The following is a 15,800-nucleotide window of genomic DNA, read 5'->3' as shown; positions in this document are numbered from 1 at the left end:
ACCGTCGAGCCATCCGGCGAAATGCGCGGGAACCAGTCCACGTTGTCGCCACTCGTAAGCGCACGGGCGTTCGTACCGTCGGCATTCATCATCCAGATATCGTGATGGCTATTCGCGCGACTCGTGGCCCACACAATCGCCCCCTCCAGTTTACCCTTGAGGGACTCCAGAGCCTTTTGCTCCTCGGCAGTCGGATCCACAGCGGCACCCTTAGGGGCCCCCTGCTGGGCAAAAACGGTCGAAAAAGCCATCAAGGCGGGCAAAGCGAGTTTCATCACATTCATAAAAAACCTCAAAAAGGCCCCAAAAAAAACATTTAAAGTAAAGATAGTAACACTAGTGTGATAAAAATAACATTGAAAGCCGCCAAAATCATCGTAAAATGAGATAAATCACAGTGGTTATAGCTGTAAACAAAAAAGAAATCAAGAAGCATCCTCATATCCCTTTTTTAACCTAATTTCAAGGAAAACAAACAAGGATTCCTCATGAAAAGACTCACCATACCCAGCATTCTTTCCGCAATGGCGTTCTGCGCATCCTTTGCCGCAGCGCAGACAATCACCCCCACCCGCGTGGGTCCTGTCAGCCAGTACGGTCAGCTGATTACCGGCAAGAACTCCCAAGGTAAGGGACAAATCTACGGCAGCTGCGAAGGTGTCAAGGACGGTTCCGAAGTGCAGGTGCGCGGCATGAGCCTTTACTGGAGCCTGATGCCCCAGGCCATGGAATTCTGGACCGAGGAAGGCATCACCACCATGGTGAATGACATGAAAATCCAGATTGTGCGAGCCGCCATGGCCACGAAATCCAGCGACAACTGGAATGGCGAATGGAACGGTATCAAGCTCAAAGGCTGGGAAGGCGACCAGGCGAACCAGACAAAGTTCGTAGAGACTGTCGTCGAAGCCGCCATCAAGAACGACATCTACGTGATTATCGACTGGCACTCCCACAGCGCACACCAGCAGACAGAATCCGCAAAGACTTTCTTCAAGACAATGGCAGAAAAGTACGGCCAATACGACAATGTTATTTTCGAAGTTTTCAATGAGCCCGAAAACATTTCCTGGAGCGACGTGAAGAACTACGCAAACCAGGTCATCCAGGTCATCCGCCAGTATTCCGACAACCTGGTGCTCGTGGGTAACCCCTCCTGGGACCAGAACCCCAGTGACGCCATTGGCAACGAGGTGAACGACAGCAAGAAGAATACCGCCTACACGCTGCACTACTACGCCAACACCCATAACTGGAGCGGCAGCTACGAGTGGGGTGGAGAAAGTGAAGGCGCCAAGGGCGAAAAGGCCATGAATGCGGGCCTCTCCGTATTCGTCTCGGAATGGGGCACCGGCAATGCCGACGGCAAGGGAACCCCGGACCAGAACCGCAACAAGAGCTGGCAGGACTATGTCAACAAGCACAAGCTCTCCTGGGCAAACTGGTCTGCATCATACATTAACGAAGGCACCGCAGCCTTCCAGGATGGCTCGAACAAGAACTCGCTGCAGTACACGCAGTCGGGCAACCTGGTGAAGGGCTACCTCGACAGCAACCCCACCAGCTACACCAAGTGCGCAGCAGGCAACAATAACGAGAATCAGCAAGGTCAGGGACAACAGGGCGAACAAGGCCAGCAGGAACAATCCTTCGTCATCGTTCCTGAATTCAGTTTCAGCATCACTCTTATCGGAAAGACTTTGAATGTTACCGGTCCGGATGCAGCAACTGTCGATATTTTCAACACCCAGGGCACCAAGCTTCTGTCTGTCGACCAGGTCAACGGTTCCTTGCCGCTCACAAGCCTCCCTGTCGGACAATACATCGTACGCGTCCGCAGCGGTTCGGCAAGCCTGGTACGCGCAATCGCAATCAAGTAAGATTTCACCCTAGAGAGAGAGAAGGCTCGGCCGATTCTGGCCGGGCCTTTTTATGATCTCTTCGGCTAAATTTTTGCCCATTGCTATTTCAGGAGGACCTTATGCATCGTCGTTGCATTTGCATCCTGCACGCGAACGACATACAAACCACACGGAAGATTATCCAACGTGACAGAAATCGTTGCGTCCGCATGTCCGCTCCACAGGTTCCTGACAATCTTTCCCGACGCAGACACCAGATCGACACGGGATATTCCAGCTAGATTCATCTCGATGGTACGACCATTCAACTTCAATGAAGACTGATGCGAAATCTTTTTTTGCGACAATTTCATCGGAGGAGTTGTCGCAGCAGCCAGATTCGGCATATTACCTGACACCAGGAGACCATTCAGCAACTTTAGCGACTGGTTGAAGTAATTCTCATTGCCCAGCTTCACCGCTTCGGCCCAATATTCATCGAGTTTGGACTGGTAAGAAGCATCCGAAATCAGAGCCGTCATTAACGACGAGACAAAAGTGCTGTTGTGGTCGCTACCGAGAGATCCCGTAGAACGATTGACAGGACCACTCATACTGGAGGCATTTATCGTAGACACCCAGGCAGCCATTTTCTTGTCGATTGCAAGGGCACGTTGATCGCCATGCCAGCAAACGGCCTTTGCATTACGCCAGGGAGCTCGGGAAGCATCATAACTGTAAAAATCATCTTCGCTTTTACCGGTTTTATCCGTCCAGTCATCCACAAGTCCCGTAGTGACCTCTGCAGAACTTGCCTCGTATAGCTTCATGTTCGCATCGTACGCAGTCGTCTTCCAGAATTCCGCATTCTCCGTATCCACGTCGGCAAACAACGGCATATAAGCAGGATCGAAATACCCCGGATTCTTGCGATTGTAAGCAGCGTCGCCCCAGGCATCCCCCGGCATGTGCAAGCCGTTACTTTCGAATTCAGCCTTTTTCATGCTCTGGATTAGCGTTCTGGCCTCATCCAGATACTTGCTATCGCCAAACTGATACGAAGCCATAATCAATGCAGCGGCAGCGTCAATATCACCATCGAGTGCAGCACCGTTACCAGCATCCCAAGATTCCGAAAGGTTGCCAATTTTCCAAATCATGAGACCGTTCTTATTTTCGAACTTCTTGTAGAAATTCCACAACTTGTCAAATTCCGGCTGGTAACTCGTCGTATTATCACTGAAGTACACCATGAGGAGCATGCCATAGCCAACGCCCTCCGAAAAATACTCGTTGGAGCCTTCGTTGGAACGAACACCTGCCACATCACCGGATTCATTATAGAAGGCGCTTTTCCACCATTCAAAGCCGGCCTTTAGCTGTTCTGCTGCAGCCGCCTTGTCAGAAAGCAGGGTCGCTGTTCCACCATAATCGGAATTTTGGGGAAAGGGAAAATTGACGGTGGCCTGAGCTAGCCCAAAAACCAGGAGGGCCGAGCCCCCTAATATTCTGAAATTCATAAAACACTCCTTTTTCCTGCCTTTCGGCAGACTACCTTATCATATAATAATGAAATTTTTTCGGAGCGTAAACTTTTATTTTTATTTCACAGTCCTAAATTTCGGTCATAAACCGAAAAATAATCATCTCGGTACTTCAAGTGCCATTTTTTTCCGGAATCCAGAGCATTCAGCAGCTTTTCCCAGCGGGCGTAATAGCGCAGCGGAAATACCGCCCGGTCGATACCGAGAGAATCCGCTTCCTGCAGAAATAGCGCCGGATTATTGGAAAATTCCAGATAATGCCCGAAGAATTCAGCCGTTTTCAGGATAAACCGACCATCAATATAAACAGGATCAGCAGGGTTCATAAATTCAAGATACCCCCCCGCACGATCGTCATTAAACAACCTCCCGTGATGCGGATGAGCCGACATCCATCGCGCAGCACCGACCGGAATGCGCTGGTAAGCGACCATCGCATAATCGTATGCCGAAAGGGAACGGGCCCAGAGACCAAGGAGAAAGGCAAGAAAAACAGCCGGAATTAGAACATGGCCCATGCGGAGAAAATGATTCTGGCATTTTTCGTCGGGACCAATCGTCCCCACCTTCAAAAGCAGGAACGGCAACAAAATGATAAAATTGCGTTCTGCGATCAAGGCCAGAATCGACATGACGATCAATGAGATTCCTAGAATATCGGGACGATGGCTCCTATATAGCCGGTAAATGGCATATCCCATTCCTGCCATACACGACAGAATCATCAGCATACTTTCAAGCACGTTCTCCCCTGCCATCAACAAAGTGAAAGGAGATCGGTTCTCGGCAATTTCGCTTGCAAATACAGCGGCAGAAGGAGAAAGACCTAGCAGGCGGTCCAAAAGCCCAAACGGATATAGGAACAGGTTCAAGCCCTCTTTGTGCAAGAACGGCATTGCAAAAAGTGCAAGCACAAAGGTCACGCACAATGCAATTTTCCTACGGCTTAGGGTCATTCCCGATTTATGCGAATTCCAGATTCCGACAAACAGTACCAGAGTCGCAAACAGCGGACCCAAGATGAACAAGCCCTGACACTTGCACCAGAACCATTGTACAGCAAGTATAAGCACCGAGAGGAGCAAGGTTACAGGCTTCAGGAGAGACATTTTTACGTCCGAATGCGCTCGCGCGAACAATCCTGGCAAGACATTCCAGTAGATTCCGAGGAACAGAAGACTGAAAAGAACCGGACGCATTTCAAGGTGGAAGCGGAAAATGAAGAGAAAATAGGTAACGAAGAGCATTCCCATCCATTTTCCCGGTCGCACAAATAGCGCAAAGACGACGCCCCACGAAAGTGCCTTGAACACGACTAACAAGGGCGCCCCCCCAAGCGCATAGACATATCCTACGATATGCTGGAAATACTCATGAACATTCACGACGGGTTCTCGCACGGGAGTCCACGTGGTCACCCATTCGCGAGCACAAGCCAAGTGCCACCAGATATCGGTATCCGTGAGCGGGAAAATGGCGAACAGGGCCGTTACAAGCGATATGAAAATGCCGCGAGCTACCATTTCAGCGTTTTCAGGACCGAATCCAGACGGGAAGCCATCTGCAAGCTTCCCAGACGGCTTAAGTGATCCCTGTTATAGGCCATCTCGTCCGTATAGTCGTGATTTCCCATCTTGTTTTCATCCATCAATACAAAGTACTTGTTCGCCTTGTCGAGCGAATCGAGCGAACTGATTACTTGACGCGCGACACTACGCTGGAGTCCATACACGCCCATCGCCCCTGTCTTCTTATACTGCGGCGCCTGGGGAAAAATGATTCCAATAATATAAATGTTGTTTTCCGCGGCCCTCCGCACAATAAGATTCAGCCGTTCCACAGCAGACTTCAGGACAGACATTTCCTTTTCCGAGAACACGGAGTCGTGAAGAATTTCCACCTTGTCCGCATCCCAGGAACGCGACGCCACCGTGAGGAATCCGCCCCTTTCGGAAAATTCGGAGCGAACTTCCTCCATTGCCGGGAATGAATTCTCGACCGCAGCCAACATTCCATTAGGAACACCCTCTTTCCAGAATCCATGAAGAGCATCGTAAGTGTAACCAACACCCGCGTTCATGACTAGCGCCAAATGATCCTCGAGACCACGCCAGCAGTCGATATCCAAGGAAATCGCAATCGCCTTAAGATGCTGCGGATGATTCAGCATGTAATTCTCAACGAAATAGAAATCCCTGTTGGGATCTATCCCCTGCACCGCGAAATTCAGCATGTTCCATTTAGGAAAGGCATCGGGATCCATTCCCAATTCCATTCGGGAACTTCCCACCAAAAGCACATTTGCCTGTTCCAAGGTTCTCCAGTACAGTTCCATCTTCACACGAAAACGCATCTGTTCCAAGTCTACATTTTCGCTCAGGTAGATTCCGGCACTATCTAGATTTATCAGAACATCATCACTGGCAGATTTGACACGATTTATCCACACATTCGGATGCCAAAGTTCATCACCCTGCACAAGATCCACGATGCTGCTATCGGCAAGATTTACCAGCACGGCCTTTTCGTGGACGCCATTGGCATTCGTCAATGTTGCGACAATCAGGTTAGCATCCCCTGATGTCCATTCACTATGGTCGAAGGAGTACCCTGCAGGTGCTGCAACAGATCGAATCAGCTTCCCCGTGCTGTCTGCGATCAGGAGCCTTTCGTGAGTTCCATATTTTTCACCCACAAACTCTCGACCCGTCTCGCCACCGAAATCAAGGAAGAGGGTCCGCTTGGAACTATCCTTGGCTAGCGAGACATTGCAAGCCTGTTCCCCGTTATACCACAGCGTATCGCGATTTGAAACACGGGCGCGAAGGAGGCGCGCCCCTGTTACCGCAAGGCGACCATCTTCGCTTATGCCACCATGATAGGCACCATCGAAAAGCTTTTCAGGTTTTCCGAACTTGCCGTTTGCAAATTTCACCTGCCAGGTCGAAGCCGTATGGAAAGCGGATTCTTCCTTATTATTGCCAGAGCTTGTCACATAGACAATTACCGTGTCGCCGTTTTCGAGCACTCGCCAGCGAGGAATAGCCGCACTTTTTACATCGAGTTTCACCAAGTTGGTTCCCGCTGCGTCCAAATCGCGTACATAAAGTGCAGAAGTTCCTGAAACTCCTTCGAGACCTGTACAAAAAGCAATCCTCTTTCCGTCTGGCGAGATTTCCGGATGGTAAGAATCAATCGTATCCTGAATCTCAATTACCGAAAGGTTGCCATCGAAATAATCTATAAAGGCAATATTTCCAGTCAAGTCATTGCGAAAGGCAAGTTTGACCTTATATGTTCCAGTAAGCGAATGTATTTCCACAGCCCCCGTAATCGGAACTACTCGGCTCGTCACAGCGCCACCATTGGAACTCATCCAGACCGCATTAGGAACTTTTCCGAATGCCAGACGAAAGCCGACATAATCGGCACGTGTCGACGAAGTGACCGTATAGACATCGCCACGACCATACAGGCTGATGGACGATGCCGCATTACGATAGCTACCCCCCTTGACAATACGCTGACCGAGCGCACCTCCGTCGGGAGCCCCCACATAATTTGAAATCGTCGTATCTCGGAATTCGCCTAACCAGTCGTTCACCCATTCCATAGCGTTACCAGCCATGTCACAGACTTCACTACCCGACATTTTGCACACCCCATGCAAACGATAATCCGAATTGTCCGCATTCCATCCCCCAGAGGGATTCCAGTCCTGTTCAGCCACGAATACCCATTCCGCCTCTGTCGGCAGACGATATCCTTCCACATCTGGATGATAGGCAAAGCCCTCCAAATTCGTGCAGTGCCTTTCGGCATCAAAATTCGCCTTGACATAGGTATAGACGGAATCCCTTTTTTTCGATTTGCTTTTCGCATTGGAAAAAAGAACAGCGTCATAGTAGGTCAAATTTGTCGCAGGCAAGGCATTATCTTCACAATCAAGGGAAAGACCCGTTTCGTTTTTCATCAAGGCATTAAAATCGGCGCATGTCACTTCATGTCTGTCTATCAAGAAGTCATAATCAAAGGAAACATTCATCTGCGGACGCTCATTGACGCGAGCATTTCCTTCATTCGTACCTAGCCGAGTTTGACGACCTGTCGCTGCGACGTTCACCATTCCCGGCAATGTTCCCTCTGTAAAAACCGCATCCTGTCTTGGCGACGAACCCACGCCTTCGGAATTCGAGCAGGCGCACAACAAGATGCCAAGGACTCCAACTAGCCAGACAAGATTTTTCATCGTTTTCCCTAGCCTCTATTTCAGAACTTTTAGGACAGAATCAAGACGGGCAGTAAAACGTGCAGCACCCAAGTAACTCAAATGAGAATTATTATAGGCCTCTTCCGGCGTATAGTCATGTTGCCCGTTCTTATTCTCATCAAAAATATAAAAACCATTCTTTTGCAATTCCTCAATAATCTTTTCCGCGACTTCGAGAGATGGGCCAAAAAGACCAAATGAGTCCGTATCCTTGTAATAGGCCGGATTTCGCGGCGTGATTGCCAACACCAAGTCAACGCCATGCTTTTCGGCTTTTTCCTTCATTCTTTTCAAAATACCGATATTCGCCTGCAGGGTCGGACTATCGAAAGGCATCTGGGATATATCCACAGAGACATAGGTATCCCCCCAGGAAACGGATTCTAACAGGAAAGTTCCTTCCATATATCCCTGAGTAAACAAATTTCTCGGATACGAATAATCCTGACTTATTCTTGCCACCAAAGCGTAATTTTCTGCATTCAAATGGTTTTCATCGTAAATCAGTCCTGGGGAATAATTCCTCAAAAAGACGAGATAATCCATAGGACTCCTGAACAATAATCCCGGAGCAAGTTCTATCACAAGAGTCTTTTTCTTGGTTGCGTACGGAATAATGTAATGGTCGACAAGATAATCGAACAAGTGTACATCTGCAAGAGTCACACCCATATTAAGCATTTTGCAGCTTTTAACGGAATCTTCGATGACAGCGTCCATTAGCATGGAACTTCCCAAGACGAAGCATTCAGGAACATCCGGATCTTTCCAGAACATCTGCAATTTCATCGCCAATTCCACCGAAGATGACATCAGATGATTTTCTTCCCTATAGGCAAAATAAACGCCAGCACTGTCCAGATCAAGAGTTTCTCCATCGCCTTGAGAAGCACCTCCGTTCACCCAGAAGCAGGGATGCCACAGTTCATCTCCTTCAACCAGGTCCACGATGGTACCGTCAGAGACATTCACCAGCACAACTTTTGTATGTGCGCCATTTGCATTTGTCAGTGTCGCAACAACAAGATTGCTATGTCCCAGAAGCCATTCGCTATGGTCAAACGAATACCCCGTCGGCGCAGCAATGGACTGAACAAGACGACCGGAAGCATCGGCAATCAGCAAACGTTCGTGTACACCATATTTCTCACCGACAAAGCCCTGTCCTGTTTTCCCGCCAAAATCCAGGAACAGAATCCGGCTACTGCTATCCTTTGCCAGGGACACATTACAAGCCTGTTCTCCATTATACCAAAGCGTATCACGGCCGGAAACATTCACACGCAGAAGCCTCGCCCCCGTTACGGCTAGATGGTCGTTGACACCTCCGTGATAGGAGCCATCAAGAAGTTTCCGTGGCTTGCCAAACTTTCCATTTGAAAATTTCACCTGCCAAGTGGATGCCGACTTGAATGTAGATTCATCCTTATTATTACTCGCATCCGTCACATATACAATCACGGTATCGCCATTCTCTAGTACACGCCAGCGTGGAATTGCGGCACTTTCCACCTCAAGTTTCACTAAATTCGTTCCTTCCGCATTCAAGTCGCGCACATAAAGGTCCGATTGTCCCGAGACACCTTCGAGTCCCGTACAGAACGCCACCAGCGCACCATCCGGAGACAGATCCGGATGGTAGACCTGAATGGTATCGGCAATCTCATTTATCGAAAGAATTCCACTCGAATAATCGATATAAACAAGATTCCCCGTCAAATCATTGCGGAACACAAGCTTCATCCGCGAAGACTCAGTCAAAGACTGCAGCATTGACGCTCCTGCCAAGGGAACAATACGGTTCGTCACCGAGTTCCCTGAAGCATTCATCCAAAGGGCATTGGGAATCTTGCCAAAGGCAAGCCTAAAACCGACATACTCCGCCCTAGTCGAAGAGGTTACCGCATATACATCTCCACGGCTATAGAGATTAATAGTCGAAGAGGCATGGCGATAGCTCCCCCCTTTCACCACTCGCTGACCGAGTCCCCCTCCATCGGGAGCACCCACATAATTCAAAACAGTCGTATCACGGAAATTACCAAGCCAGTCATTCACCCACTCCATCGCATTTCCCGCAATATCACAGATTTCATCACTTTCGGCTTTTAAGCAAACCGCATGTAACATATAATCCGAATTATCGGCAGTCCAGGAATTCTCCAGGTTCCAGTTCTGGCTAGCCACAAGCACCCATTCCGCCTCAGTTGGCAGACGATAGCCCTCTATTTCCGGATGAAACACAAAGCCTTCCAAATTCACGCAATGATTTTCAGCATCTAGAATCACCTTCGTGTAAGTATAAGCCGTATCAAGCCCCTCCTCCTTGCTGCGTGCATTGGCAAAGAGAACTGCATCATAGAAGGTCAAGTCTGTCGCAGGAAGATTCTTTGCATTGCATTTCAGCGAAAGACCCGTCAAGGAATCCATTTTCGAATTAAATTCGCTACACGGGACTTCGGATCTTCCAATCGAGAACGGATAATCCAAAATCACGGTCATTTCCGGTCGCTCATTCTTCTTGGCCCGAGTCTCCGAGGTGCCCAGGATGGCCTTTTTCTCGTCCAGTACAACACGCATCATTCCTTCGAGAGAATCAGCCACAAAAGCAAGATGTTCTCTCGTCGATTCCGCACTATCCGTCGAATTCGAACAAGACATCAGCAAAAGCGACACCAAAAGGAACAGCAATACAATCAAGCGCATCTTTTATTCCATTTTTTTCAAAAGGGAATCAAGTCTTTTCGTCACTACAGGGGCTCCAAGCGAGCAGAGATGATCATTGTCCGAAGCAAACTTGTCGCCATAATCATGTTTTCCCATCTTATTTTCATCGACAAACTTGAAATTGTCGTAAGTTTTCTCAAGGTCCCTGAATTTCTTGATCAATTCCTGCGCAGTACTCCGACGCAGTCCATAACGGCCGAAAGCTCCCGTTTTCCTGTAATTCGGATTTTGCGGGAAAATGACTCCTATGACATATATCCCCTTGCTCCGAGCCTTATCGATAATACCTTCGAGAGCATCCATACTGTTTGACAGAAGGTACTCGTGATCATCATAATAGGTTGAATCCAAGTCTATCGCCGGCTTTTTCGCCCAAGGCTTACAAGTCACAGCCAACAGGCGTCCTCGATCTTCCAGATACACCTGTTCCGAAGATACCGTCAAGAAATTCTCGGTATATTCCAAAAGACCTTCGGGGTAACCCGTTTCCCAGTAGTCATGATTCCTGTCATAGACATATCCTGGATACTTATCCACCGAAGTCACAAAGAAATTGTCTCCTTCCGGGCCATCAATCTTGTTCCAGAAATCAATATCCAGTGACAGGATAATGTACTTCAGCCGCTTTAGGTGCCTGTAAACATACAAGTCCAGAAAATCACGCGTCGCATAGACGGAATTTGGAGTATGGGCCAAATTGACTGCATAGAAATTTCTGCTGAAGCAGCGAGAGCATACGCTAATCAATGGCCGAGAAGATCCCATGATAGCCACATTTGCCGAATCACGATAGCGCCATAGCACTTCCATATTATACCGCATCAGCAGAGACGAGTAATCGCCATCCGCATGCATGTAGACACCGGCACTATCCGGATCCAGATCAAATTTTGAATAATCCGCCGGAGTATACATCCAGAAATTCGGGTGCCAGATTTCATCCCCTTCGGCCAGTTCCAACACCTCGCCATTTTCCATTTTTACTAGAACAATCTTGGAATGAGCCCCCTGAGCATTCGTTATTGTCGCCACAGCCAAATCGGAACGTCCCTGCACCCATTCCGCATGATCGAACGAATACCCCGAAGGAGCCGCTACGGAATGAATCAGTTTTCCCGTACTGTCCGCGACCAGCAAGCGTTCATGAGTGCCATAATCCTTTCCAACAAATTTCCGTCCCGTCTTTCCGCCAAAATCAAGGAACAATGTCTTTTTCGCAGCATCCTGAGAGAGCGATACATTGCAGGCCTGCTCGCCTCCATACCAGACCGTATCGCGGGCACTTCCTGTAACCGTAGAATTTGATTTCGCGATTCTTGCACGAAGCAACCTCGCACCACTTACAGCTAGGCGCCTGTCATAAGAAATTCCCCCATGATAAGCTCCATCAAAAAGTTTCGTCGGGGTTCTAAACCGGCCGTTCTTAAACACGACCTGCCACGTGGATGATTTCCTGAAGGAAGTTTCTTCCTTGTTATTTCCTGCGTCGGACACATAGACGATGGCCGTATCTCCATTATCAAGGACGTGCCACCGCGGAATCGCTGCACTTTTCACATCTAGCTTGACCAACCTTGAACCAATCACGTCTAGCGTTCTTATGTACACTTCAGATTTTCCCGAAACACCTTCAATCCCCGTGCAGAATGCGACCATCCGACCGTCAGGTGATATTTCAGGATGATAAACCGGCAATGTATCCTTGATTTCAGCTACATAGATAACCCCGGTAGAATAGTCAATATACGAGAGATTTCCCGACACATCGTTCCTGAAGGCGAGTTTCATCTTGTATGTTTTCGAAACAGACCGAATAGATGCCGTATTCAGCAAAGGCATGACACGGCTAACAATGCGCATTCCATTATAGCCAAGCCATGTTACATCGGGAATCTTTCCGAACGCCAAACGAAAACCGACATAGGGTGCTCGAGTCGAAGAGGTCACCGTATAGACGTCCCCACGGCCGTACAGCGTAATGTTCGAATCCAGATTCTGATACGAGCCGCCCTTCACCACTCTTTCGCCAAGAGTCCCTCCATCGGGAGATCCCGCATAATTCGAAACCGTCGTATCCGTAAATGTTCCAAGCCAGTCATTCATCCATTCCATGGCATTTCCGACCATGTCACACGGTTTTTCCCCATCCTTTTCAAGTGAACAAACCTCGTGCAGCTTATAGCCGGAATTTTGTGAAGTCCAGGCCTTTTTCGTGTCCCAGTTTTTCTGCGCGACCAAAATCCATTCCGCTTCTGTCGGCAAACGATACGCATCTACCTCAGGATGGTAAATCAGCCCTTCTATCCCAATGCAATGTTTTTTCTCGTCAAAACGGAGTTTCGTATAGGAATACGCCGTATCTCGCTTTTCGGACTTGCTTTTTTCATTCGCAAAGAGAACTGCATCGTAATATGTGAGATCCGTTGCAGGAATGCTGTCCTTATCGCATTCTACGCGGAGTCCCGACGCAGACTCCATCAGGCCATTAAAATCGGAACAAATGACTTCATGACGACCAAGAGAAAACGAATAATCAAGTTCAACCTTCATGGATGGGCGTTCACTAATAACGGCAAGGGTATCATCAGTCCCTAAAACCGCAATGCCCTTTACGGCTGTAACTCGAAGCATTCCCGACAAGGTATCCGCTTCCACGTCCACGAAAGATTTGTCTACATGCTCTATCCCAACCGAGTTGGAACATGAACAAAACAAAAGCGCAAGCGCAATGGAAAGAAGAAGCCGCATTGGATAAAAATAGCAATTATGGCTCTTGCAAGTTTCTACAGGTGGTCAGGCAGCCGACTTTTGGCTATATCCTGATTGATTTTAATTCCTGGATACTCTGGAAAGAATTCTTCGGCCATCCGGAACCATGTCAAGGCCCTGCGCAAATCACTATCCAGATAAAGATTTCCCATGTCAAATGCCGCTAGGCCCACAAAATTCGATGCCGATAACGGCTTAAATTCCAATCCGGTCCAGTGGCCATCCCTATACTTTTCACGATATTCTTCATCGGTATAGAAAAAGCCTTCTCGATTCGGTTCCATATTGACAGGAGGCACGCCCGCCCCCGCGTACCGCAAATACACATGTCCCGGAAGCAGAATGACCGAAAGCGGAATATGGCGAGATTCTGCCACCATCATCGCCACCCACGAAAGTCCCATGCATCCAGATTTTCTCGTGTCAAGAACGCGCAGAGCGCTAATCGCATCGGCTGAAATTGCGGCCTTCCCCGCTCCGGCAAATTCAATTTTCCAGTATTGCCACAAAAGAGCCTTAAGGCTCTGCAAGGTATCCCCCGTCTCAGCCAAAGTACTGTCGTAAAATTTCAGGCCCAAATTCCAAGCATCATTCGTATCAAGGCATCCCGGAACATGGTCTTCAAAGAAACACGCTGCATCGCGAAAACTGATGGATTCAGTGCGACCGCTCCAAAGCACCAGCGTAAGCGATATCGCGAACACTGTTATCAGAATCGGCCAGAACAGACGCAAAAGAATTTTCTTCATTGTAAAGGCGGAAGACTACAATCCGTCCCATTCCATGGGAGATTGCCAGAAGTCGCGAGCCGTCATCATATATATCACGAGACGCTTGCTCTGCATATCCTTTTTCATTTTCATCATGCGATGGTATATACCGGGACCACCACCCCAGCTCGTCAACACCTGCACATCAAGGCCAGTCGCAAAGGCAAGAAGGGATCCCGGCCCACCACTTTTCTGGTTGACCGATTCAAAGACTCCCGTAAACGAGTCCCCCATCAGGAGAATAGGAGAATTCTTGCCCCCCTTGTAAGGTTCGGAACCCTTAAAAATCTGCATGGCCGGAAGCGTATCAGCCGGATACTTGGACTTTTCGGCATCGGGCATTTGCGCAACGAGATCGCCTTCGCGAAGCGTCCTCGTTTCCTGCATATTGAGCATTCCCGGTTGCGCACCAGATTCAGCATACCAGGAATACTGCGTCACACGAGCCGCGAGCAGTTCCATCGCGGCAAGCATGCCAGGCAGCGACCAGTGCGTATCATAACGCTGATAACTATAATGCGGAGGCTCGTCACCAGCTTTGGCCGCCATGAGCGCCGGATACACATCAAGCACGTCAATTCCCGCGGAAAGCATTTCACGCGTAAACTCGCGACCCGCAGGATTTACGCAAAGGTCTGCCGGAGTTCCTTCGACAAGGCGATCTGCATAAATTTCTTCCTTCACCGGAATCGGCACAACCAAAAGCTGCACATTTAGGGAATCCAGATACTTCTTGAGTTCCAGAAGACGCGGGAGAGGATTGTGAAGCGAATCCTGGCCCGTTATCTGATCTGCAAGCAGATAGTTCGCATTGCGCCTAAACCAGAGCATATCGCCCGAAGCCCAGGCATTCTGTTCCTTGGGCAACTTCGCCATGATTTTCGAAAGCCCTTCACGGAACCTATCCGTCGCCGCGTTTGCAGGGCAAGAACCTTCTACACCGGCAAGAGTCTGCAGTCGGAAAGTGGAAGTCGTGTCAAGCATCCTATTCACCGGAATGACTTCTCCTGCGGCCGAGAGAGAATCAGCGACCCGCTTTGCCCGCAAAGCTTCTTCCGAAAGTCTGAACGCAGGCACCTCGAAGCCAATCCACATCGGCTCGCCCATGGGGTTTCCACGCATCACAGCAAAGGGTTTGCCATTTTCCCAGGGGGCTCCCGGCGTATGCGGTTCCAAATCCGTATTCAAGGTCGGATACCAGTAAGACGACAAGGTTCGAGCCCAATTCAAGGCATCTTCGGCATTCATTTCTGCCGTCAAATAGTAATTCAGAACTTCCGCCGTTTCACCACGGGACACCAATCTCAGCTTACCGTAGAATACGGAACGCTCCGTCCAGAGGGCGGGCATCACTTCGACCCACCATTCCACGGAACCATCGCTCATGGGCACACCCCACAAACGCGACACCGTCTGGAAGGCTCGGAAAACGTCGGGTTCATCCCACTTGACCGACTCAACGGAATTGAGTAATGCCCCCAGAGAATCATTTCCCACCTGGGCGTAGAGAATTTTTGAAAGCGGCTCCCACGCAAGGGGGGCTCTCCCCGCAAGAACAGCAGGTTCGCTTTCCGATATGGAACTGAGCATCGGGAAGGGATATTGCGCTACGGTTGTCGCAGCCATCTTTCCGGTATAATTTTCGGGCTTTTCATCCTTGCCAGCCAAGCGAATCGGATTGTTGTAGTAAGCAGCGAAATCAAGGGCGGCAAGCGTCGGCTTTTCCACGACACGCACCTGCCTATCGTCACCCACCTTCTTCGTTTCAAACAGAGTCGTAGGAACCGACTGCGACAAAGGCTGCACAAACGGTTGCGTTTCGGAAACAGTGGGCTGTTCCACCACCGCATCATTCTTACTCGACGCACAAGACGAAAGC

The 15,800-nt window shown here is 49.2% G+C and carries 8 protein-coding genes and 1 pseudogene; 1 reads left to right on the top strand and 8 read right to left on the bottom strand.

Going from position 1 to position 15,800, the window contains the following annotated elements:
• Positions 1–284 (bottom strand): annotated as a pseudogene (locus Q0628_RS06080) (hypothetical protein); the annotation flags it as partial.
• A 204-nt stretch (positions 285–488) separates the two neighbouring features.
• On the opposite strand from Q0628_RS06080, the gene Q0628_RS06075 reads away from it, so the two are divergent.
• Positions 489–1,880 (top strand): glycoside hydrolase family 5 protein, encoded by a 1,392-nt coding sequence (locus tag Q0628_RS06075; protein WP_298769146.1) that lies wholly within the window; start codon positions 489–491, stop codon positions 1,878–1,880.
• An 83-nt stretch (positions 1,881–1,963) separates the two neighbouring features.
• Here the strand turns inward: Q0628_RS06075 and Q0628_RS06070 are convergent, their stop codons facing one another.
• From Q0628_RS06070 to Q0628_RS06040, 7 genes are all read right to left on the bottom strand, one after another.
• Entirely contained in the window at positions 1,964–3,361 is a 1,398-nt protein-coding gene (locus Q0628_RS06070) for a glycosyl hydrolase family 8 (RefSeq protein WP_298769144.1), read from the bottom strand.
• A gap of 86 nt (positions 3,362–3,447) precedes the next feature.
• Entirely contained in the window at positions 3,448–4,908 is a 1,461-nt protein-coding gene (locus Q0628_RS06065; protein ID WP_298769142.1) for a hypothetical protein, read from the bottom strand.
• A complete protein-coding gene (locus Q0628_RS06060) occupies positions 4,902–7,634 on the bottom strand; it encodes a TIGR02171 family protein (protein WP_298769140.1) in 2,733 nt (910 codons plus the stop codon). Before Q0628_RS06060 ends, Q0628_RS06065 begins: the two co-directional genes overlap by 7 nt.
• Positions 7,635–7,649: 15 nt before the next feature.
• Complete coding sequence (locus tag Q0628_RS06055) at positions 7,650–10,361, bottom strand: TIGR02171 family protein (protein WP_298769138.1); 2,712 nt, start codon at positions 10,359–10,361, stop codon at positions 7,650–7,652.
• A gap of 3 nt (positions 10,362–10,364) precedes the next feature.
• The gene (locus tag Q0628_RS06050; RefSeq protein ID WP_298769136.1) at positions 10,365–13,130 is read right to left on the bottom strand and encodes a TIGR02171 family protein; all 2,766 of its coding nucleotides are present in this window, start codon (positions 13,128–13,130) and stop codon (positions 10,365–10,367) included.
• A 35-nt stretch (positions 13,131–13,165) separates the two neighbouring features.
• Entirely contained in the window at positions 13,166–13,900 is a 735-nt protein-coding gene (locus Q0628_RS06045; protein WP_298769134.1) for a transglutaminase family protein, read from the bottom strand.
• A gap of 15 nt (positions 13,901–13,915) precedes the next feature.
• Positions 13,916–15,800: hypothetical protein (locus Q0628_RS06040; protein WP_298769132.1), on the bottom strand; the 1,885-nt coding region annotated here is incomplete at its 5' end.

Origin of the sequence: uncultured Fibrobacter sp. (assembly GCF_937877005.1) — a bacterium.
Classification (GTDB): Bacteria; Fibrobacterota; Fibrobacteria; order Fibrobacterales; family Fibrobacteraceae; genus Fibrobacter.
Note: the sequence above shows the minus strand (reverse complement) of the source record. Positions and strands in the feature narration are given on the sequence as shown.

Excerpts from the sequence above, each read along its gene's own strand:
- Q0628_RS06065 (WP_298769142.1), bottom strand. The coding sequence starts at position 4,908 with ATGGTAGCTCGCGGCATTTTCATATCGCTTGTAACGGCCCTGTTCGCC.
- Q0628_RS06070 (WP_298769144.1), bottom strand. The coding sequence starts at position 3,361 with ATGAATTTCAGAATATTAGGGGGCTCGGCCCTCCTGGTTTTTGGGCTA.
- Q0628_RS06045 (WP_298769134.1), bottom strand. The coding sequence starts at position 13,900 with ATGAAGAAAATTCTTTTGCGTCTGTTCTGGCCGATTCTGATAACAGTG.
- Q0628_RS06050 (WP_298769136.1), bottom strand. The coding sequence starts at position 13,130 with ATGCGGCTTCTTCTTTCCATTGCGCTTGCGCTTTTGTTTTGTTCATGT.
- Q0628_RS06060 (WP_298769140.1), bottom strand. The coding sequence starts at position 7,634 with ATGAAAAATCTTGTCTGGCTAGTTGGAGTCCTTGGCATCTTGTTGTGC.
- Q0628_RS06055 (WP_298769138.1), bottom strand. The coding sequence starts at position 10,361 with ATGCGCTTGATTGTATTGCTGTTCCTTTTGGTGTCGCTTTTGCTGATG.
- Q0628_RS06075 (WP_298769146.1), top strand. The coding sequence starts at position 489 with ATGAAAAGACTCACCATACCCAGCATTCTTTCCGCAATGGCGTTCTGC.